Source organism: Pantoea sp. 22096 (genome assembly GCF_052045955.1).
Lineage (GTDB): Bacteria > Pseudomonadota > Gammaproteobacteria > Enterobacterales > Enterobacteriaceae > Pantoea > Pantoea alfalfae.
Genome location: NZ_JBQEPW010000001.1, coordinates 656981 through 677363, shown reverse-complemented (window position 1 = coordinate 677363; position 20383 = coordinate 656981). Strand labels below are relative to the sequence as shown.

The following is a 20383-nucleotide window of genomic DNA, read 5'->3' as shown; positions in this document are numbered from 1 at the left end:
GCTACGCCGCCAGATTTATTTTTCTGCGCGGCGTCTCTTTTCTGCCGCTTACTCCATACTTGATTTTCATCATCCCCCTGGAGTGTGGTACATGCAAAACCCAACGTTATTACAGTTTTTCCATTGGTATTACCCGGATGGCAGCAAATTGTGGCCGGAAGTGGCCGATCGCGCGGCCTGGCTCAGCGAAATTGGTATCACTATGGCATGGCTGCCACCCTGCTACAAAGGGGGGTCGGGGGGCTATTCAGTGGGTTACGACAGCTACGATCTGTTCGACCTGGGGGAATTTGATCAGAAAGGCGGCGTTGCCACCAAATATGGTGATAAAGCGCAATTACTGGCTGCCATGGAAGCCCTGCGTAGCCACAACGTTGGGGTGCTGCTGGATGTGGTGCTGAACCACAAAATGGGCGCGGACGAGAAAGAGGCGATCAGCGTTAACCGCGTCAATCCGGACAACCGAGATGAAATTTATGATGAGGTCGTCGACTGTGAAGCCTGGACGAAATTCACCTTTCCGGCGCGGAAAGGTGAGTATTCGAAATTTGTCTGGGACCACAAATGTTTTAGCGGCGTAGACCACATCGAAAACCCGGACGAGAACGGCGTATTCAAAATCATCAACGACTACACCGCCGAAGGCTGGAACGATCAGGTCGATAACGAGCTGGGCAACTTCGACTATCTGATGGGTGCCAACATCGATTTCCGCAACAATGCGGTCAGGGAAGAGCTGAAATACTGGGCACGCTGGGTGATGGAACAGGTGCCCTGCACCGGCTTCCGTCTGGATGCGGTAAAACATATTCCGGCCTGGTTCTATAAAGAGTGGATCGATCATATTCAGGACGTCGCTGAAGAGCCGATGTTTATCGTCGCGGAATACTGGTCGTTTGAAACCGAGAAGCTGCAGGAGTATGTGCATCAGGTGGAAGGCAAAACTATGCTGTTTGATGCGCCACTGCACATGAACTTCCATCAGGCCTCAACCGCAGGCAGCGCCTACGATATGAGCCAGATTTTTGCTAACTCGCTGGTGGTGGCGGATCCGTGGCATGCCGTGACCATCGTGGCTAACCATGACACCCAGCCGCTGCAGTCGCTCGAAGCGCCGGTTGAGGCCTGGTTCAAACCGCTGGCCTATGCGCTGATCCTGCTGCGTGAGCAGGGCGTGCCAACCATTTTCTATCCTGACCTTTTCGGGGCGACTTATGAAGATGAGGGCGGCGACGGCGAGACGCACAAAATTGAGATGCCGGTCATTCCTGAACTGGAAGGATTAATCCGGGCACGTCAGCAGTATGGCTGGGGCGTGCAGACCGACTATTTTGATCATCCTAACTGCGTGGCGTTCAGCCGCAGCGGCACCGAAACGCAGCCAGGCTGTGTGGTGATCATGTCGAACGGCGATGCGGGCGAGAAAAGTGTGCCGATGGGCGAAGGCTTTGCCGGTAAGGTCTGGCGCGATCATCTGGGGAACCGTGAAGAGACCATTACGGCTGACGAGCACGGTACAGCCGTCTTTGCCTGTAACGGTGGCAGCGTCAGCGTCTGGGTAGTAGCAGAATAAGTGACTGAATAAGCGTAAAACCGCCCTGCCGGACGCTTTCGCGTGCTGCCGGGGCGGTTTTTTTATGGGCTGCGGTTAGGACTGCGCGTTATGCTCAGTAATCGGCGTGCGCAACAGCTGCGGTTCAATATTCTGAATGACAGCAGCTTTCGGCTGTTTTGCCACTTCTTCCAGTGCCTGCTGACACTCTAGTGTCGGACGCGCCACTTTGCGCAGGGTCAGCCCGTCATACTTAAGTTCACTGTTATCGACGACCAGCGGCATCACCCGAATCTTTCGCGTGACGTTGACATAGTCACCGTTCAGACGGGTCAGCTTGCCTGGCTTCGCAATCACACGCATCCACTGGCGGCAATCCAGCGTGCTGCCATCCGCATTGATAATCAGACTGGCTATTGCCTGTTCGCTGATCAGGCTGCTTTGTGGGCCGACAGTTTGCCAGTTCCCCTGCAGATCAGCCGGTGCCGGCGCCTGTACCGCATTTTCATAATCGTTGATTTGCGCACAGCCACTCAGTGCCAGCGCGGCAATCAGCATCCACTTTTTCATGTTTAATCCCTAAGATCGCGTCAATGGCGGCTACGTTATAATTTTTTCACCGCGCAGCGCAAGGTATCTGGCTGTTCAGACACCCGCAAGCGGCCGATTGCAGCAGAATTTACTCATGAGCCAGGACATCGGTCAGCGTTTTAATCGGCTACTGGCAGTCTGAATGGGCTCTGGCACGCCTGACAAGCGGAAGACAACCCGATACACTGACGCGCTGCATCAGCCTTTCAGGAATATAAATATGAAAACGCCAGAAGCCTATTATGCCCAGGCACGTGAAATGTTTTTTACCGCGCATCCCGACTTTCAGTCAGCACTGGATGAGTTAACGGAGAGCGATGCCCGTGCCGCTAATCTGTCGCTGCGACAGCTGCGTGAATGGCACGCCGAACGCATCTATGCGGCCTTTTTACGGCAGAAGAATCTGGATGGGATGATTTTTTCTATTCAGCTCGCTGAGCCCGATAAAGCGGTAGCGGCTGAGGCTATCGAGACCTATCTCAAATCTCATGCTGAGTCGCTGGGAATGAGCTGGGAAGAGTTCTGCATCAAAAACGAGCTGTAACGTTCCCTGCACTGAAGAGGTATAAGTGACACCTCTCAGTCTGTCGCACAGCATCGGATAGAGCAGTAAAGCAAAAACGCGATACCTTCACGTTAAGCCGCAGGTGATGATTGCACTTTTGGGCAAAGCAACTGCACTGCCTCCGGAGAGATTGCCGGGCTTTCCTCTCCGGAGGTGTATTGAAAAATGGCCCTACTCTCGCTCTTCCGTGGCTTTGCCTTTCACTTCTACATAGCTTGCAACCGCCAGCAGACGATTGATATGCGTCAGCAGCAGATCAACATCCGACTGCAGAAACTCAGTCGACGATTGCGAAGCGGTAATGATGGCATCCTGCACCGTTTCTGTAATGGTCAGCGAGTTGTCCTGTTTCGCCTGCACCAGCAGCGCTGCAACCAGCAGGGACTGCGCTTCAAGTTGCGCCGTCAGCTCTTTTGCATCGACGTCCATCTTTGCCAGCTTTAGCAGAATATCAATGACCAGTTGTCGCATCGCGGACCTCCTGAAAAGTAAGCCAGCATTATGTCGCGATGCGTGCGCATTTTGCTAGTCGAAGATGGAGGTTTTCGCGAGATAAAAATTTACGCGAAATCAGGCGCACTGCCTTGCTACTGTTTTTATTTACAGTATTATATATCAGCGATTTTGCCCTGAATGGATTGCCATCATGTTTGTTGAGTTGATTTATGACAAGCGCAACGTTGCCGGTTTACCGGGTGCTCGCGAGATGATTCGTGAGGAGCTGGAAAAGCGGGTACATCGGGTGTTTCCTGACATCGAAGTTAAGGTCAAGCCGATGGAACGTAACGCGATTGATACTGATTTGAGTAAGAACGATAAGGCGACAGTTGCGCGTATTGTTGAAGAGATGTTCGACGAAGCGGAAATGTGGCTGGTGGCCGACTAATCTCTTAGCGGCCACCGTATCAGTCAGCGGGAGATGAATCAGCTCTCCTGCTCACTGTGATTAATTTCAATCTCGATGTCCTGAATGGCGGCATCCAGATCTTCCAGCAGTTTCCCCTGCTTATTCAGCAACGCATCAATACGGTCGGCATTCGTCTTATCTTTATACTCACCAGCATCAAACGCTAACCAATGGCTGGACAGGGTTTCGGTGTTGGTCTGCGCGTAGTGGCGCATCTCTTTAAGCTGCGAAGTCACATCGCGCAGATAGTCATTTTTGGTTTTGGTTTCTGTTGAATCGCTCATGCTAAATTTCCTTCTGGTCAGTTATCAAAAGTGTTTAGGCTTAGCGGTTCATCAACCGGCCAATCAGCGGACGTCAGTTCAGGTACAAAATGTCGTCCGGAGATTTAAAACTAGTCGATCATAGCGAATCCGCACTAAGAATAATCGGAAGTTACGGTTTCCCGGTGGGTTTCGCGGATGGCACCTCATTCTCAATCACGACTTCTTTTACTTTTGTGATCGTTTTGTCGGCGACGCGATCAGGTATCACATCAAGCTTATGCTGTAATGCTGCAACCTGACTGGTCAGCAAATCCACCCGCTCATCACGCCGCGCTGCAATGACCCGATAATCTGCCCGGATCTCCTCAACCCGCTTATTTGCCGTGTTACTGACGTAGAGAAAAATAATTGTCATCAGAATGCAAATCATCGAACAGCTCAGCAGAATGCAGCCGAGGATAACTTTGCGCCGTTGTAACATAGGAGCCTTAAGGCTGTTAATTGTTGTCATCGCTGCGATCCTCCAGAGTTGAGATCAGCCGATTAATCTCATTACGAAATTTATCGTTCTGATCGGTTTCGGTCATCGCCAGTAAAATACCTACGGCATTCTTGATTAACCGTAGATCCGTTTCGAGTGTCGCAATACGTCGCAAATTTCTGTCATGACGTTCACGTAACTCATCGTTCTCCTCCCGTATCATCAGGTTGCTCTCTTTCAGCAACACCACCTGCTCTTTGTAGCTGGTAATAATTTCGCCGCCGGCTCGATTACTGGTTACGATTGACGCAATACCCGCCAATAACGGTTTCCAGAACAGTGCTGCTGCCCCCCCACCCAGAACCAACGCACCCATACTGGTAATCAGACTACTTTCCATGCCACACCCCTTTGTCCGGTAAGGTCTCTGGAACACACTGCGTGCAGAACAGCCACGTCCTTAACCCTGAATTTAAGATTGCTTAAATACCAGGGTTAAGTATACTTAAGTCACTCTCAATCAAAAAGTCAAGCTGATGAAAAATGAAACGCTGGGTGACCGCATCCGACTCCGACGTAAATCACTGCAATTAACGCAGAAGCAATTGGCACAACAGGTAAAAGTCTCCCATGTGGCTATTTCGCAATGGGAAAAAGAGGAGACGCTGCCGCGCGGTGAGAACCTGCTTCGGCTTGCCGAAGCGCTGGGCTGTGCACCGGCTTATCTGATAGATGGGGATGGTCCTGTTTTCAGCGAAAATAGCTGGGCAGGACTGCACCAGATCCCGCTGCTTGCTCAGCGTAACGTCGCACAATGGCTGAACGATGCCGGTGCTGTCCGGCATCAACTGCTGATGCACAACGATATGGCGCTGTCGAAACAGAGTTTTGCCTTCCGGGTGGAAGAACAGGCCATGTCACCCGCTATTCTGCGGGAGGATGTGGTGATTATCGATCCCTGCCTGTCACCTCAGCCTGGTGACTACGTACTGGCATTACAGCAACAGAATGTCCTGCTGCGCACCTGGCGCCAGCGCGGCAGTGAAGATGGTGTTACGCAGTTTGAACTGGCACCGGTCAATATCAACTTTCCCGAGCTGCATTCAGGCCGTGACAGCCTGAAGCTGATAGGCACGCTGGTGGAATTGCGCCGCTATCGGCAGCCATAAAAAAACCCGCCGGGTGCGGGTTAGCTTTTCAGCGAAAAACTGTAGTTAGAGTAATAGCCATGCAACTACAGGGCGTCGACCAGTTGATCCACTACGACCTTACCCTGCAGGTCGGTCTGCATAATGCGATAGTTGACTGGCCATGAGCGGCGGGTGCTGAGTTTATCGAACAGGGTCACGCCGCCTTTTTTGACACCCTGACGGCTGACAATAATCCATTCTGTCACCTCTTCCTGACCACGATTTCTCAGACTCAGTGTGCGTTGTTCAATTAGCTGGTCTTCAGCTTCAATCTTTAAATAGTCTCGTAACATAATTTCTATCTCCTGGTAACGCAGGTCACTATATGCTTTTTATTAATCAGTTCAATCGAATTTATTAATCGAAGATTTTATCGTCGGGAATGTGACCTGCCGCAGTCGATATGACAGGTTTGTCCATTTCTGCATCAGACCTTTCCCGTTAGCATGATTGTGCTGCACACACCCAAACATCGAAAAATGACGTGTTCAGTATGAGAGAAACTCCGATTAGCCCGCCTCTGGCGGGCTTTTTTTCGCTCTGTAATCCGATGTAAAGGCGGGATGTCAGGGCTGGTCTAGACTTAAGGCACTGGAAAAAAAGGAGTGAGTTATGTTTAAGCACAATACAAATGAAGAACGTAAGAAAGAAGGTGATGTCAGCAAGAGCCTGCCCGAAGCTGCGCCAAATGCGGGCAATGCTTATGAAGAAGATGATCACCCTGCCACTGACGCACCGAAAGATCATGGTGAAGTGCCGCGCAAAAATGATGACAGCCAGGATGATAAAAAAGATCCCTATAAAGCGAGTTGATGTGCAGATGGCGCGCCCGACGGGCGCGCTGTTTCCTGTTGCTCAGGGAAGCTTCAGGTAAAGAGTACGCCACACCTTCAGGGCAGAAAAGTTTTTGCGTAATAGCATTTCTCACCGTTTCGTTATGTTCCTGCTTTTACTACGGCAAAAACCGCCTGACAGACTGTTCATTAAACCCCGAAGGTTCAATTTGAAGTAGCGCTTCGCAAATTTTTCGTTCATTTCCCGTAACCCGTAAATTGATCCTTCCATTCGCTCTCCGTTAACTCAAAGTGAGGCAGGTATGTATTGTGTTCATGAATCGGTGACGCTGAGTGTTGTACCCTCTGCTCTCGCTGACTTAATCACAGGTTCGTGACAGAGCCTTAAAGGGCGCAGATTAGCCGGAAAAATGATAACGAGAGTGGATGCCATGAATAGATTAATAGTCGCTCTGAGCGTAAGTTTGCTGAGCGGATGTGTAGATACGGGACGAGTTGGATTGCACCCGGAAACGAAGACCGCCTGGTTCGACGGTCATCCTTATCAGGTTGCGTCCTGCCTTACCGAAGTGGTACAGAATAAGCAGTCCTACCTGGAGCAGGATGATCCGCTGCCAGATGGCACGAAGCGATATAACCTCGAAAAGGATAATGAAACCGTAGCCTGGATTGAAATTGCAAAGTTCAGTCATCATCAGACCAGCGCGACGTTTTACTACGATCCAAAAGCGCCGGATATCAGCGCACTGGTTTCAGCGATGATTGCAGCGTGCAAAACAACGCGTTAGCGGCATCGCCGGGCTGGTCGCAGATCAGGCTATTTAGCGGGTTCGCAATCATAGAGTCCCCGTATGCGGATCTGACTCTGGCTGGTGCGGACGATTTGCGCCCTTAACATTCCTTTGCCCTCGTGCGTCGTCTGCTCCATATCTACCATGCCCGGCGCTTTGCTGTTTTTAACCAGCAACTTTATCGTGGCGTTGTCGTAATCACCCTTCTCTTTTGAAAACGTGACTTTCTGGGTCTTCGCACGTTCTTCGTTTACAGAGAACCAGCCACTCTTATCGGCTTTAAGGTAAAACGGCCCGCACTGTGTGGCGGCAAAAGCTGGGGCTGATAAGGCGATTAATGACGTTATCAGAATAAGTTTTTTTAGCATCGGGCTGGCGTCCTGTTGATGGGTGATGAAATATCGCCGGTGCCAAAAAGTGAGTTCACTGCTGCACGGCTCATAATAAGAGGCAGTATAGCCAATGACGCCTGCATGATTGCCAGTGCAGGCCCATAGACTCAGCAAAGAAACTGGGGATGTTGCTGGCATCCCTCCTCCGCCACCAGGCAGGTGCTCATTGAGCAGCGAAATCAGTTCAACTAAACCTGCATATTCATAATTTCACTGTACGCCGACACCAGCTTGTTCCTGACCTGAATCCCCATCTGCATGGAGATGGATGATTTCTGCAGATCGACCATCACATCATTCAGCGCGATGCCGGGTTTCCCCATTTCAAAATCCTGCGCCTGGGTGCGGGCGGTGGTCTGCGTTTCGCTGATCTTATCCAGCGCCGCTTTCATGGTTGCGCCAAAATCGATCTGATTAGTGGCTTCACTGCTGCGGTTACTGGCCTGCAGTGAGGTCGCCTGAAGCTGCTGCAGTACGCCGTCAATTGCCTGAATGGACATGAACGATACCTTATTAAAGAGGATGACATTTTTGATGTGAGGAAAAGTTAGCACGTTGTCAATGAGACAAAGCCGCTAAATGACAGCAAAAAACCTACCTTATCCAGCCATCGAATTTTGCTTATCACCTAATAATGCCTGGCATTGAAGTGGAAATTTTATCTACGCAGGTCAGGGAGTCTGTTTTGCCATCTCAACTTACCCGGTCAATTACGTCAGGCAGGAATCGGTCATGAATGCGAGCACAGCCGCCACAACAGAACAAGAAAAGAAAGGCTTCGGTGACCTGCTCGCTCGCCTGCGCGCAAATCCGCGTATTCCTTTAATCGTCGCGGCGGCTGCCGTGGTGGCGATCGTGATCGCGATGGTGCTGTGGGCCAAGCAGCCCAGCTATAGCGTCCTTTATAACAACCTCACTGATGAAGATGGCGGTGCCATCGTCACCCAGCTGACGCAGATGAACATCCCCTATCGCTTCGCCGAAAACGGTGGCGCACTGATGGTGCCGGAAGCGAACGTGCATGAGCTGCGTCTGCGTCTGGCTCAGCAGGGTCTGCCAAAAGGCGGATCGGTGGGCTTTGAGCTGCTGGATAAAGAGAAGTTCGGTATCAGCCAGTTCAGCGAGCAGGTTAACTACCAGCGCGCGCTGGAAGGCGAACTGGCCCGCACCATCGAATCACTGGGTCCGGTCAAAAGCGCCCGCGTTCATCTGGCGATGCCAAAACCCACCTTATTTGTGCGTGAGCAGAAAGCGCCATCCGCCTCTGTCACCTTAACCCTGCAGCCTGGCCGTGCGCTGGATGAAGGCCAGATTCAGGCCATCGCCCACATGGTTTCAAGCAGCGTCGCCGGTTTACCGCCGGGCAACGTCACCGTGGTCGATCAGACCGGTCGCCTGCTGACCCGTTCTGATAACGCCGGTCGCGATCTGAATGACGCGCAGCTGAAGTACTCTTCTGAAGTTGAAGCACGCTACCAGCAACGTATCGAAGCGATCCTGAATCCGATTCTTGGCCAGGGCAATGTGCATGCGCAGGTTACCGCACAGATTAACTTTGACACCAGCGAGCAAACCGACGAGAAATATCAGCCTAACGCTAACCCGTCGAACACGGCGATCCGTTCGCGTCAGACCAGCACCAGTGACCAGTCGGGCAGCCCTTATCCGGGTGGCGTGCCAGGCGCGCTCTCTAACCAGCCTGCGCCAGCCAACACCGCGCCGGTCACGACTAACAATGCAGCCAACGGTCAGGCCGCGAATGGTCAGAACAACGCAGCGAATAACGCTAACCAGACCACCAGCACCGCACCGGCCAGCTCAGGACCGACTAATTCACGTCGTGATGACACGGTGAACTACGAACTGGATCGCTCCATTCGTCATACCAAAGTTAACGTCGGCGACGTACAGCGTCTGTCGGTTGCGGTCGTCGTGAACTTCCGTGCAGATGATAAAGGCAAAGCGGTTGCGCTGAACGAGCAGCAGCTGAAGCAGATTGAAGACCTGACCCGCGAAGCGATGGGTTACTCCCAGACGCGTGGCGACAGCGTCAACGTGGTGAACTCGCAGTTCAACACCACTGAAGCAGTGACCGCCGATCTGCCCTTCTGGCAACAGCAGTCCTTCTTTGATCAGCTGATGAACGCCGGTAAGTGGCTGTTGATTGCCCTGGTCGCCTTTATCCTCTACCGTAAACTGGTTCGTCCGCACCTGGTTCGTAAGCAGGCCGCCGAGAAAGCCGCTGCCGAAGCCGTTGCTGCCCGCGCCGCTGCACAACAGCCAGAAGAAGAAGCCTTTAATGTGCAGCTCAGCAAAGATGAGCTTGATCAGGAACGTAAGTCTAACAACCGCATGAGCGCAGAAGTGATGAGTCAACGCATCCGCGACATGTCAGAAAACGATCCGCGCGTTGTTGCGCTGGTGATTCGCGAATGGATGAGTAAAGAGCTATGAGTCTGACCGGAACCGAAAAAAGCGCCATCCTGATGATGACCATCGGCGAAGAGCGCGCTGCGGAAGTTTTCAAACACCTGAACCAGCGCGAAGTACAACACCTGAGCGCGGCGATGGCCAATATGCGTCAGGTGTCACACAAGCAGCTGACTGAAATACTGCGTGAGTTCGAAACCGATGCTGAGCAGTTTGCTGCATTGAGCCTGAACTCCAACGAATACCTGCGTTCAGTGCTCACCCGTGCGCTGGGCGAAGAGCGCGCCTCCAGCCTGCTGGAGGACATTCTCGAAACGCGCGAAACCACCAGCGGGATGGAAACGCTCAACTTTATGGAGCCGCAGGCTGCCGCCGACCTTATCCGCGACGAGCATCCACAGATCATCGCCACCATCCTGGTCCACCTCAAGCGTGGTCAGGCCGCCGATATTGTGGCGCTGTTCGACGAACGTCTGCGTCACGATGTCATGCTGCGTATCGCCACCTTTGGTGGTGTACAGCCAGCTGCGCTGGCCGAACTGACCGAAGTGCTGAATGGCCTGCTGGATGGCACCAACCTCAAGCGCGCGAAGATGGGCGGCGTGAGAACCGCAGCCGAGATCATCAACCTGATGAAAACGCAGCAGGAAGAGGCCGTTATCGAAGCGGTACGCGACTTCGATGGCGAACTGGCGCAGAAAATTATCGACGAGATGTTCCTGTTCGAAAACCTGGTGGAAGTGGACGACCGCAGCATCCAGCGTCTGTTGCAGGAAGTGGAGTCCGAACAGCTGCTGGTTGCACTGAAAGGTTCCGAGCAGCCACTGCGCGAGAAGTTCCTCAAAAACATGTCAGCCCGTGCGGCCGATATCCTGCGCGACGATCTGGCCAACCGGGGTCCGGTGCGTATGTCCGCTGTGGAGAACGAACAGAAAGCGATCCTGCTGGTGGTCCGTCGCCTGGCCGAATCGGGCGAGATGGTGATTGGTGGTGGCGAGGAAACTTATGTCTGATGCATTTTCTGCCCGCCCCTGGCAGCTGTGGCAGCCCACCGATTTAGGTCGTTTTGACGAGCCTGAACCGGAGCTGCAGCCAGAAATTTACGAAGCTGAAGACGGCGTGGATGAGCAGCAACAGCAGCTCGAACGTCTGCAGCAGCAGATGCGCAAAGAGGCGCAGGGCCAGGGCTACAACGAAGGCTATCAGCAGGGTATGACTGAAGGTCAGAAAGCAGGCTACGACGCCGGTTTTCAGCAGGGACTGGCCGATGCCCGGCAGCAGCAGGCACCGCTTCAGGCGCGGATGCAGCAACTGGTGACGGAGTTCCAGAACACGCTGGAGTCACTGGACAGCGTGATTGCTGCCCGTCTGATGCAGCTGGCGCTGGAAGCGGCTCGCTCGGTTATTGGCCAGGCCACCACGGTAGATGGTACCGCCCTGCTGCGCCAGATTCAGGGTCTGCTGCAGCAGGAACCGATGTTCAGCGGCAAACCACAGCTGCGTGTTCACCCGGACGACTTACAGCGTATTGAGCAGACTTTAGGTCCGACGCTGGATCTGCATGGCTGGCGGCTGATCGCAGACAGCACCCTGCACCCTGGCGGCTGCAAACTCAGCGCTGAAGATGGCGATCTGGATGCCAGCGTCGCAACGCGCTGGCAGGAACTCTGCCGTCTCGCTGCGCCAGGAGAAATCTGATGACTACCCGTCTGAACCGCTGGCTGGGCTCACTCGACGCCTTTGAAAAACGCATCGCCCAGGTGCAGCCGGTGCGCCGTTATGGCCGCCTGACCCGCGCGACCGGCCTGGTGCTGGAAGCGACGGGTTTACAGCTGCCGCTGGGTGCGACCTGCATCATCGAACGCAACGATGGCAAAACCATCAGCGAAATCGAAAGTGAAGTGGTGGGATTCAACGGTCAGAAACTGCTGATGATGCCACTGGAAGAAGTGGACGGTATTTTACCGGGGGCGCGGGTCTATGCGCGTCAGAATGGCGATAACCCGCAGGCGGGCAAACAGCTGATGCTGGGGCCGGAACTGCTGGGCCGCGTGCTCGACGGTAGCGGCCGACCGCTGGACGGTCTGCCGTCGCCGGATACCGGCTATCGCGCACCGCTGATCACCCCGCCGTTTAACCCGCTGCAGCGTACGCCGATTACTGATGTGCTGGATACCGGCGTACGTGCCATTAATGCCCTGCTGACGGTCGGTCGCGGGCAGCGTATGGGACTGTTTGCCGGTTCAGGCGTGGGGAAAAGCGTGCTGCTCGGCATGATGGCGCGCTACACCAAAGCAGACGTTATCGTAGTCGGTCTGATTGGCGAACGTGGCCGCGAAGTTAAAGATTTTATCGAAAACATTCTGGGTGCTGAAGGCCGCGCCCGTTCGGTGGTAATTGCTGCCCCGGCGGATGTTTCGCCACTGCTGCGTATGCAGGGTGCCGCTTACGCCACCCGTATCGCTGAAGATTTTCGCGATCGCGGCAAGCATGTGCTGCTGATTATGGATTCCCTGACCCGCTACGCCATGGCGCAGCGTGAAATCGCCCTGGCGATTGGTGAGCCACCGGCAACCAAAGGCTACCCGCCTTCTGTATTCGCCAAACTGCCTGCGCTGGTTGAACGCGCCGGTAACGGCATCGACGGCGGCGGTTCGATCACCGCCTTCTATACCGTCCTGACCGAAGGCGACGATCAGCAGGATCCGATCGCGGACTCCGCGCGCGCCATCCTTGACGGCCATATCGTGCTGTCGCGCCGGCTTGGCGAAGCGGGTCACTATCCGGCGATTGATATCGAAGCCTCAATCAGCCGTGCGATGACCTCGCTGATCGATGAGAACCACTATGCGCAGGTGCGCCAGTTCAAGCAGTTGCTCTCCAGCTTCCAGCGTAACCGCGATCTGGTCAGCGTCGGGGCCTATGCCGCCGGCAGCGATCCGATGCTCGATAAAGCCATCAGGCTCTATCCGCAGATGGAAGCCTTCCTGCAACAGGGCATCTTTGAGCGCAGCGATTATGACGACGCCAGCCTGCATCTGCATGCGCTGTTTGGCTCGTCACAATAATTAACGCGAGGTAACGGCAATGAAAACTGCAAATGCCATTGATACGCTGCGCGACTTAGCGGAGCAGGATCTCGAACGTGCCGCCATCTATTTAGGCGATATGCGCCGCGGCCAGCACGCCGCTAACGAGCAGCTGACGATGCTGCTCGATTATCAGGACGAGTATCGCAACAAGCTCAACGATGACATGTCATCCGGCATCGCCAGCACCCGCTGGACGAACTATCACCAGTTTATTCAGACGCTGGAAAAAGCGATTGAGCAGCATCGCAACCAGCTTAATAACTGGAATCAGCGGCTGGAGCAGGCGCTGATTAACTGGCGCGACAAACAGCAGCGGCTGAACGCCTATCAAACCCTGATAACGCGGGCAGCGGAAAATGCATTACGACAGGAAAACCGTCTCGATCAGAAACGGATGGATGAATTTGCCCAACGGGCCGCATCGAGGAGAGGCGAATGATTACGCTGCCACACATTGGCATAAAAGCGGCGGCTAAAACCGACGCGGAACCATCCGGCGCGACGGACCTGGTAGCAGGGGGTGATGCCCTGCCACAGGACTTTCTGACCACGCTGGGAAACCAGCTTGCAGGCCTGGCGAAACAACCGGGAAAAGCGGCGCAATCCGCTGACGTCAAAGCAGAAACTGCCGATGACGCCCGCCCGAAGGCGCCGCTGAATGCGCTGATGGCGGCGCTGGATAATCCTGCTGAACTGACCGCTCTGTTTAAGCCGGAAAATATTAAAGGTGGGTCAAAATCAGCCGATGATAAAGACAAGCCGGAGGCCGCACCTTTAAGCGCCAGTGACATGCAGAATGTGCAGGCACTGTTTGCCATGTTACCGGGTGTGGTAACGCCGACAGCGACGCCTTCGACGCCGGTCAGCAGTGAAGCCGGTGAGCTGATTGCCCAGACCGACACCGGCCGGAAAAGTCAGACCGCGCTGACGCAACTGCTGAACAGCGCGCAGCAGGGCCACGCACCGGATAGCCCTGCGCCGGGTAAAGATGAGAAGCATGATGCTAAAGGTGCCGCACTGAATTCACCTGCGGTGAACAGCTCCGCCAGTCAGAGTCAGCCCGCCGCGCAAAGTGCGACCAGCAGCGGCCTGACGCTCGACAGCAGCTTCCAGCAGGCGCTAAGCAATATGGTGAAGCAGGATGATCAGAGTGCGATCAAAGCCAGCACCAGCGACAACGCGATCAGCGCCACGCCGTTCGCCAGTGCCAGCAGCCTGCCCGCGCCAGTGACCGCCTCTGCGACCAGCAGCACCCCGTCCACCCCGATGCTGAATTCACAGCTGGGCAGCGACGAGTGGCAGCAGGCGCTGAGTCAGCAGATCGTGATGTTCAGCCGCAACGGCCAGCAGAACGCGGAGTTGCGTTTACATCCGGAAGACCTTGGCGCTATCCAGATCAGCCTGAAACTGGACAACGACCAGGCACAAATTAGTCTGGTTTCCAGCCATAGCCACGTCAGATCGGCACTGGAAGCCGCGATACCGCAGCTGCGCAGCGCGCTGGCAGAGAGCGGTATCAACCTGGGCGAGAGTCAGGTGAGCAGTGACAGTTCCGCGCAGGGCCAGCAATTCCAGCAACAACAGGAGGCGCGCCGCGATGGACAGCATGGCCGCTTCTCCCTCACCCAGGACAGTGACACCGACATTACGCCGATCGCCGTTCCCGCCGCCCTTCAGGCTCGCGTTAACGGCAACAGCGCCGTCGACACTTTCGCCTGACAGCGGCAAACGCTGAAGGTAAGCGTAAAACCCGCGTCTTTTCTACCCATTGGTTTGACTTAAGACGCGGATAATCTGTCCCGTGAGCCGAGAGGCTTGCCCATAATTCACAGGAAGTAACTGCACCATGTCTGATAACGCGAAAGCAAAAGGCAGCAAACGTAAAATCTTAATACCAGTGTTGATCATTCTGACGCTGGCCGCTTGCAGCGTGGCAGGCTATGCAGTCTGGCGAATGATGAATAAACACGAGGGCGATAAGCCTGAGGTGGCGAAAGTTGAACCGCCTCCCGCTCCGGTCTTTTTTGCACTTGATACATTTACGGTTAACCTGGTCAATCCCGACAACGATCCTGACCGCGTGCTTTACGTAGGCTTTACCCTGCGTCTGGCCGATGAAGAGTCCCGGAGTCGGATGAATGACTATCTGCCTGAGGTGCGCAGCCGTCTGCTGCTGCTGCTCTCGCGTCAGAGTGCTGCGGCGCTGGCGACGGAGCAAGGAAAACAGGCGCTTGTTGAACAAATCAAACAGGCGCTGACACCTCCGCTGGTAAAAGGTCAACCTCCGCAGGCCGTAAACGACGTGCTGTTTACTGCCTTCATTTTGAGGTGAATCAATGGGCGATAGCATTCTCTCCCAGGCTGAAATTGACGCCCTTTTAAACGGCGACAGTGGCAGCGCGGAAGAAGAAAAGAAACAAAACGGGCCGGAAGGCGATATTCGTCCTTACGACCCGAATACCCAGCGCCGCGTGGTGCGCGAGCGTTTGCAGGCGCTGGAAATTATTAACGAGCGTTTTGCCCGTAGTTTCCGTATGACGCTGTTTAACCTGTTGCGCCGTAGCCCGGACATCAGCGTCGGGGCGATTAAGATTCAGCCGTATCACGAGTTTGCCCGCAATCTGCCGGTGCCAACCAACCTGAATCTGATCCACCTGAAACCGCTGCGCGGCACGGCGCTGGTGGTGTTCTCACCCAGCCTGGTGTTTATCGCCGTCGACAACCTGTTTGGTGGTGACGGACGTTTTCCGACGAAAGTCGAAGGCCGTGAGTTTACCCATACCGAGCAGCGCGTTATCCGCCGCATGCTGAAGCTGGCGCTGGATGGTTACAGCGACGCATGGAAGGCTATTTATCCCCTGGACGTCGAGTATGTACGTTCAGAGATGCAGGTAAAGTTCACCAACATCACCACTTCACCGAACGACATCGTGGTTAACACGCCGTTCCAGGTGGAGATTGGTAACCTGGTGGGTGAGTTTAATATCTGCATCCCGTTTTCAATGATTGAACCGCTGCGCGAGCTGCTGGTGAATCCACCGCTCGAAAACTCACGTCAGGAAGATAACCACTGGCGCGATAACCTGGTCAAACAGGTGCAGCACTCTGAGCTGGAACTGATTGCTCACTTTGCCGAAACGTCACTGCGTCTCTCACGGATTCTGCAGCTGAAACCCGGTGATGTGCTGCCGATTGAGAAGCCGGAACGCATTATCGCCCATGTCGATAGCGTACCGGTCTTAACCAGCCAATATGGCACGATGAATGGGCAATATGCGCTCCGTGTCGAACACCTGATTAACCCGATTTTGAATTCGCTTAACGAGGAACAGCCCCATGACTGACAGTAATAAACCGTCTGACGATATCTCTGCGGACGATCTGTGGGCTGAAGCAATGAACGAGCAGGTCGGCAGCAGCAGTGCGCCGCAGACCGATGACGTCTTTAAGTCATTCGACAGCGGCAATGTCGCGGGCTCGTTGCAGGATATCGATCTGATTATGGATATCCCGGTGAAACTCACCGTCGAACTGGGCCGCACCAAGATGACCATCAAAGAGCTGCTGCGCCTGGCGCAGGGTTCGGTGGTAGCACTGGACGGACTGGCAGGTGAGCCGCTGGATATTCTGATCAACGGTTACCTGATTGCACAGGGTGAAGTGGTGGTGGTGAACGACAAATATGGCGTTCGTATCACTGACATCATCACCCCGTCTGAACGTATGCGTCGTCTGAGTCGCTAAGAGTCACATTATGAATAGCCAGAATCAAACGCTGCAACCGGCCGCACCGCACGCACAGGCGATTTCGACCGGTTCTATGCTGGCACAGGTCAGCAGCGTGTTAGCAGTGATTATTTTATTGATTCTGGCCTGCGCCTGGCTGGCACGCCGTGCCGGCTTTGCGCCGAAAAAGGTCAGTGGTCAGGAGCTGAAACTCACGGCCAGCGTCTCAGTGGGCCAGCGTGAGCGGGTGGTGATTGTCGATACTGCCGATGCGCGTCTGGTGCTGGGCGTCACTGCCCAGCAGATTACTCATCTGCATACGCTGCCGCCGGGTGAACCGGTCTCTGTGACGCCAGTAAACAGTGCGCCACAGGATTTTCGTCAGCTGTTACAGAATCTGGTTAAACGTCCCGGAAAACCACAATGATGCGTCGACTGCTTCCTTTATTGCCACTGCTGTTACTGGCACCGGTTGCCCATGCCCAGTTGCCGGGCCTGGTGAGTCACTCACTGCCGAATGGCGGTCAGAGCTGGTCACTGCCGGTACAGACGCTGGTCTTTATCACTGCGCTGACCTTTATTCCGGCCGTGCTGCTGATGATGACCAGCTTCACCCGTATCATCATTGTGTTTGGTTTACTACGTAACGCGCTGGGCACGCCCTCTGCGCCGCCTAACCAGGTGTTGCTCGGACTGTCGCTGTTTCTGACTTTCTTTATTATGGCACCGACCTTCGACAAGATTTATCAGGATGCTTACCTGCCGTTCAGCCAGGACAAGATCAGCATGGACGTGGCGATTGATAAAGGTGCCCAGCCGCTGCGCGAGTTTATGCTGCGTCAGACCCGTGAAGCGGATTTAGCCCTGTTTGCCCGTCTGGCGAATACCGCCCCGATTGCCGGTCCTGAAGCGGTGCCAATGCGTATTCTGCTGCCCGCCTATGTGACCAGCGAGCTGAAGACCGCGTTCCAGATTGGCTTTACCGTATTTATCCCGTTCCTGATCATCGACCTGGTGGTTGCCAGCGTGCTGATGGCGCTGGGGATGATGATGGTACCGCCAGCGTCCATCGCGCTGCCGTTTAAACTGATGCTGTTTGTTCTGGTCGATGGCTGGCAACTGCTGGTCGGTTCACTGGCGCAAAGCTTCTACTCCTGATCCCCTTTTCTTACCGGAGCACGACATGACACCCGAATCAGTAATGGTAATGGGACAGGAAGCGATGCGCGTCGCCCTGATGCTGGCCGCCCCGCTGCTGCTGGCAGCCCTGGTCAGCGGTCTGCTGATCAGCCTGATCCAGGCGGCGACCCAGGTCAACGAACAGACCTTATCCTTTATTCCTAAGATCCTGGCGGTTGCCACCACCGGTATCATTGCCGGCCCGTGGATGCTGAATCTGCTGCTGGACTATATCCGGACCGTCTTTACCAACCTGCCTTATATCATCGGCTGATGATTACTCTCGACAGCAGCCAGCTGGTTCAGTGGGTCAGCCAGTTTTTCTGGCCACTGGTGCGCATCATGGCGTTGTTCGCTACTGCGCCGATCCTCAGTGAACGATCCGTCAGCAAACGTGTCAAAATCGGACTGGCGGTGATGATCACCTGGCTGCTGATGCCGCTGTTACCTGCTGTCAATGTCACCCTGTTTTCCCCTGCCGGTTTCTGGCTGCTGATCCAGCAGATGCTGATTGGTATCGCGCTGGGCTTTACCATGCAGTTTGCGTTTGCGGCGGTGCGCCTTGCCGGGGAAGTGATTGGATTGCAGATGGGCATTTCGTTCGCCACCTTTTTTGATCCTGGCAGCCGTCTGAACATGCCGGTGCTGGCCCGTTTTCTCGACATGCTGGCCATGCTGCTGTTTCTGACCTTTAACGGACATCTGTGGCTGATCTCACTGCTGGCGGACAGTTTTCACACGCTGCCGATTGGTGGCCACCCGCTAAATGCCAACGCATTTATGGCGCTGGTGAAATCCGGCGGATTAATTTTCCTTAATGGCATGATGTTAGCGCTGCCCTTAATCGTTTTGTTACTCATGGTAAATCTGGTACTGGGTTTGTTAAACCGTGTTTCACCACAGTTATCAATCTTCGCAATTGGCTTCCCGATTACCTTATCAGTCGGAATTTTAACCATCAGCCTGCTGATGCCCCTGCTGGCCCCGTTCTGTGAGCATTTGTTCAGTGAAATATTTGATTTACTGGCCCTGTTCCTGACAGAACTATCCCGTCCCTGAACATTAAGTTTCTAACTACCTTTGCTCAGCAACACTTAAGTATCGCAAAACCATCCCTGCATTTTCCGAACCATGTTTTCCAGAATGCAACTAAGGAAATTCTGATAAATGTGCTGAGAGTCTGAAAATAATTCTTATTAAACCGGGCTTCGCGTATTTTAGTTGGGTGGTTCACAGAAGCGGTCAGACTGTGAATGTGCATGCAAAACTGGCAATACACTGAATTCACAGGGAAAAAAACTTTAAGTGATTTTTCTTGTTAAAAAATGTTTTTTCCGGCATTGTCATCGCACGCTGAGACTTCACACTTTCGTAAAACAAATGTTTTTGAGAATTGTCCTATCAGAAAACTTCCTGTTTTCAGGGATAGTGACACAGCTCTCAAAAAATGAGCTTTACTGAATCTCCGGCACTTCACTGGCATTCCCCGCCATTGCCGGAGAATGTGTGACGTCATGGCAGCACAAATTTTTTGCAGAACGGGTCAGGGATGAAGACTTTTACGGGCGTTTGCCTGTTGCCACACTGCACGAGCAGAATAAAAAAGTACCTAAGAAATCTCTCTCGTACCGCAACGCGTATTCATCGTTGATTTAAACGGATAACAAATTGGTGAGGGTCGCTATTATGCCAACTATTATTATGGATTCCTGCAACTACACACGCCTGGGATTATCAGACTACATGTCTTTAAAGGGAGTTAAGAAGAAAAATATCTCTTCTGTCTCCGATATTGAGCAACTACAGCAAAAATGTGAGCAATTAAACCCTGGTGTCGTCTTTATTAATGAAGATTGTTTCATTCATGAGTCAGATTCCAGTGAACGTATCCGCAGTATTATTACGCAGCATCCTGATACGCTGTTCTTTATATTCATGGCGATTAGCAATATCCATTTTGAGGAATATCTCTACGTTCGTAAGAACCTGATTATTACATCAAAATCGATGAAGACATCGACCCTGGATTCCTTACTCAGCACCTATTTGCAGAAGAAGCTTAGCCAGTCTGCGCGCATCTCTTCGGGCATGGATGTTCACCCGCTGACGCTGAGCCAGACTGAGTCAAACATGCTGAAGATGTGGATGTCAGGTCATGACACCATTCAGATCTCAGATAAAATGCAAATTAAGGCCAAAACGGTATCGTCACACAAAGGTAATATTAAACGCAAAATCAAAACCCATAATAAACAGGTTATTTATCATGTGGTGCGTTTAACCGATAATGTGACCTCGGGTATTTACGTTAATATTCGCTGATCGTCAGACCTGAAGAACCGGCCTTAATGGCCGGTTTTTTTTGCGCTGAATTGGGATCCAGGTCTCACTCTTGCTCCTAAGCCTTTACACTCTTTTGCCGATGTT

The 20383-nt window shown here is 53.5% G+C and carries 28 protein-coding genes; 20 read left to right on the top strand and 8 right to left on the bottom strand.

All coding sequences use genetic code 11. The features are described 5' to 3' along the window. Window positions 1–91 precede the first annotated feature (91 nt). Complete coding sequence (gene amyA, locus ACTJKZ_RS03030; protein WP_253418970.1) at window positions 92–1573, top strand: alpha-amylase; 1482 nt, start codon at window positions 92–94, stop codon at window positions 1571–1573. Window positions 1574–1648: 75 nt separating this feature from the next. Here amyA and yedD read toward each other — a convergent pair whose 3' ends face one another. Then, window positions 1649–2122, bottom strand: coding sequence for a lipoprotein YedD (gene yedD / locus ACTJKZ_RS03025; RefSeq protein ID WP_440829201.1), 474 nt, complete (start codon window positions 2120–2122; stop codon window positions 1649–1651). A gap of 241 nt (window positions 2123–2363) precedes the next feature. Here yedD and ACTJKZ_RS03020 point away from each other — a divergent pair, with 241 nt between their 5' ends. Continuing rightward, entirely contained in the window at window positions 2364–2687 is a 324-nt protein-coding gene (locus ACTJKZ_RS03020; RefSeq protein WP_008926858.1) for a DUF6388 family protein, read from the top strand. Between the two features lie 192 nt (window positions 2688–2879). On the opposite strand, the gene iraP is transcribed toward ACTJKZ_RS03020, so the two are convergent. Beyond that, window positions 2880–3179, bottom strand: a complete 300-nt coding sequence (iraP, locus tag ACTJKZ_RS03015; protein WP_013358264.1) for an anti-adapter protein IraP — start codon at window positions 3177–3179, stop codon at window positions 2880–2882. A gap of 175 nt (window positions 3180–3354) precedes the next feature. On the opposite strand from iraP, the gene ACTJKZ_RS03010 reads away from it, so the two are divergent. Beyond that, complete coding sequence (locus ACTJKZ_RS03010; RefSeq protein ID WP_003854508.1) at window positions 3355–3594, top strand: DinI-like family protein; 240 nt, start codon at window positions 3355–3357, stop codon at window positions 3592–3594. Between the two features lie 38 nt (window positions 3595–3632). Here the strand turns inward: ACTJKZ_RS03010 and ACTJKZ_RS03005 are convergent, their stop codons facing one another. The 3 genes from ACTJKZ_RS03005 to ACTJKZ_RS02995 form a co-directional block, all read right to left on the bottom strand. After that, complete coding sequence (locus tag ACTJKZ_RS03005; RefSeq protein ID WP_013358265.1) at window positions 3633–3899, bottom strand: hypothetical protein; 267 nt, start codon at window positions 3897–3899, stop codon at window positions 3633–3635. A gap of 151 nt (window positions 3900–4050) precedes the next feature. Further along, window positions 4051–4296 carry a hypothetical protein gene (locus tag ACTJKZ_RS03000; protein ID WP_237566756.1) on the bottom strand — a complete coding sequence of 82 codons (246 nt, stop codon included), beginning with the start codon at window positions 4294–4296 and terminating at the stop codon, window positions 4051–4053. An 82-nt stretch (window positions 4297–4378) separates the two neighbouring features. Further along, window positions 4379–4762 (bottom strand): hypothetical protein, encoded by a 384-nt coding sequence (locus ACTJKZ_RS02995; RefSeq protein WP_161736521.1) that lies wholly within the window; start codon window positions 4760–4762, stop codon window positions 4379–4381. A gap of 136 nt (window positions 4763–4898) precedes the next feature. Between ACTJKZ_RS02995 and ACTJKZ_RS02990 the strand changes: the two genes are divergently transcribed. Further along, a complete protein-coding gene (locus tag ACTJKZ_RS02990) occupies window positions 4899–5531 on the top strand; it encodes a helix-turn-helix domain-containing protein (protein ID WP_260058419.1) in 633 nt (210 codons plus the stop codon). Between the two features lie 65 nt (window positions 5532–5596). Here ACTJKZ_RS02990 and ACTJKZ_RS02985 read toward each other — a convergent pair whose 3' ends face one another. After that, the gene (locus tag ACTJKZ_RS02985) at window positions 5597–5845 is read right to left on the bottom strand and encodes a hypothetical protein (protein WP_013358269.1); all 249 of its coding nucleotides are present in this window, start codon (window positions 5843–5845) and stop codon (window positions 5597–5599) included. 319 nt (window positions 5846–6164) lie between these two features. On the opposite strand from ACTJKZ_RS02985, the gene ACTJKZ_RS02980 reads away from it, so the two are divergent. Together ACTJKZ_RS02980 and ACTJKZ_RS02975 are read left to right on the top strand one after the other, a co-directional pair. Beyond that, window positions 6165–6365, top strand: a complete 201-nt coding sequence (locus ACTJKZ_RS02980) for a hypothetical protein (protein WP_010247636.1) — start codon at window positions 6165–6167, stop codon at window positions 6363–6365. A gap of 481 nt (window positions 6366–6846) precedes the next feature. Then, window positions 6847–7134, top strand: a complete 288-nt coding sequence (locus ACTJKZ_RS02975) for a hypothetical protein (RefSeq protein WP_285088371.1) — start codon at window positions 6847–6849, stop codon at window positions 7132–7134. A gap of 29 nt (window positions 7135–7163) precedes the next feature. On the opposite strand, the gene ACTJKZ_RS02970 is transcribed toward ACTJKZ_RS02975, so the two are convergent. Further along, complete coding sequence (locus tag ACTJKZ_RS02970; RefSeq protein WP_285088370.1) at window positions 7164–7667, bottom strand: hypothetical protein; 504 nt, start codon at window positions 7665–7667, stop codon at window positions 7164–7166. A gap of 50 nt (window positions 7668–7717) precedes the next feature. Next, window positions 7718–8029, bottom strand: coding sequence for a flagellar hook-basal body complex protein FliE (gene fliE / locus ACTJKZ_RS02965; protein ID WP_013358280.1), 312 nt, complete (start codon window positions 8027–8029; stop codon window positions 7718–7720). Between the two features lie 232 nt (window positions 8030–8261). Here fliE and fliF point away from each other — a divergent pair, with 232 nt between their 5' ends. From fliF to rcsA, 14 genes are all read left to right on the top strand, one after another. Beyond that, the gene (gene fliF / locus ACTJKZ_RS02960; RefSeq protein ID WP_161736212.1) at window positions 8262–9983 is read left to right on the top strand and encodes a flagellar basal-body MS-ring/collar protein FliF; all 1722 of its coding nucleotides are present in this window, start codon (window positions 8262–8264) and stop codon (window positions 9981–9983) included. Continuing rightward, complete coding sequence (fliG, locus tag ACTJKZ_RS02955) at window positions 9980–10972, top strand: flagellar motor switch protein FliG (protein WP_013358282.1); 993 nt, start codon at window positions 9980–9982, stop codon at window positions 10970–10972. Before fliF ends, fliG begins: the two co-directional genes overlap by 4 nt. Continuing rightward, window positions 10965–11657 carry a flagellar assembly protein FliH gene (gene fliH / locus ACTJKZ_RS02950; protein WP_161736211.1) on the top strand — a complete coding sequence of 231 codons (693 nt, stop codon included), beginning with the start codon at window positions 10965–10967 and terminating at the stop codon, window positions 11655–11657. The genes fliG and fliH overlap by 8 nt, the downstream gene beginning before the upstream one ends. Further along, window positions 11657–13027, top strand: a complete 1371-nt coding sequence (fliI, locus tag ACTJKZ_RS02945) for a flagellar protein export ATPase FliI (RefSeq protein ID WP_161736210.1) — start codon at window positions 11657–11659, stop codon at window positions 13025–13027. Before fliH ends, fliI begins: the two co-directional genes overlap by 1 nt. 19 nt (window positions 13028–13046) lie before the next feature. Beyond that, complete coding sequence (gene fliJ / locus ACTJKZ_RS02940; protein WP_003854478.1) at window positions 13047–13490, top strand: flagellar export protein FliJ; 444 nt, start codon at window positions 13047–13049, stop codon at window positions 13488–13490. Beyond that, window positions 13487–14770: a flagellar hook-length control protein FliK gene (locus ACTJKZ_RS02935; RefSeq protein WP_440829200.1), complete on the top strand. Its 1284-nt coding sequence runs from the start codon at window positions 13487–13489 to the stop codon at window positions 14768–14770. Before fliJ ends, ACTJKZ_RS02935 begins: the two co-directional genes overlap by 4 nt. A 127-nt stretch (window positions 14771–14897) precedes the next feature. After that, window positions 14898–15383, top strand: a complete 486-nt coding sequence (gene fliL / locus ACTJKZ_RS02930) for a flagellar basal body-associated protein FliL (protein ID WP_013358286.1) — start codon at window positions 14898–14900, stop codon at window positions 15381–15383. A gap of 4 nt (window positions 15384–15387) precedes the next feature. Next, window positions 15388–16395: a flagellar motor switch protein FliM gene (gene fliM, locus ACTJKZ_RS02925; RefSeq protein ID WP_013358287.1), complete on the top strand. Its 1008-nt coding sequence runs from the start codon at window positions 15388–15390 to the stop codon at window positions 16393–16395. Beyond that, a complete protein-coding gene (gene fliN, locus ACTJKZ_RS02920; protein WP_033733054.1) occupies window positions 16388–16795 on the top strand; it encodes a flagellar motor switch protein FliN in 408 nt (135 codons plus the stop codon). Before fliM ends, fliN begins: the two co-directional genes overlap by 8 nt. Window positions 16796–16805: 10 nt before the next feature. Next, on the top strand, window positions 16806–17204 hold the full coding sequence (gene fliO / locus ACTJKZ_RS02915) for a flagellar biosynthetic protein FliO (protein ID WP_161736208.1): 399 nt from the start codon (window positions 16806–16808) through the stop codon (window positions 17202–17204). Beyond that, window positions 17204–17935, top strand: a complete 732-nt coding sequence (gene fliP / locus ACTJKZ_RS02910) for a flagellar type III secretion system pore protein FliP (protein WP_031593200.1) — start codon at window positions 17204–17206, stop codon at window positions 17933–17935. The genes fliO and fliP overlap by 1 nt, the downstream gene beginning before the upstream one ends. Before the next feature lie 25 nt (window positions 17936–17960). Further along, on the top strand, window positions 17961–18230 hold the full coding sequence (fliQ, locus tag ACTJKZ_RS02905; RefSeq protein WP_003854466.1) for a flagellar biosynthesis protein FliQ: 270 nt from the start codon (window positions 17961–17963) through the stop codon (window positions 18228–18230). Further along, window positions 18230–19015 carry a flagellar biosynthetic protein FliR gene (gene fliR / locus ACTJKZ_RS02900; protein ID WP_061062740.1) on the top strand — a complete coding sequence of 262 codons (786 nt, stop codon included), beginning with the start codon at window positions 18230–18232 and terminating at the stop codon, window positions 19013–19015. Before fliQ ends, fliR begins: the two co-directional genes overlap by 1 nt. 627 nt (window positions 19016–19642) lie before the next feature. Then, window positions 19643–20278, top strand: a complete 636-nt coding sequence (rcsA, locus tag ACTJKZ_RS02895) for a transcriptional regulator RcsA (protein ID WP_440829199.1) — start codon at window positions 19643–19645, stop codon at window positions 20276–20278. The last annotated feature ends 105 nt before the right edge of the window (window positions 20279–20383 follow it).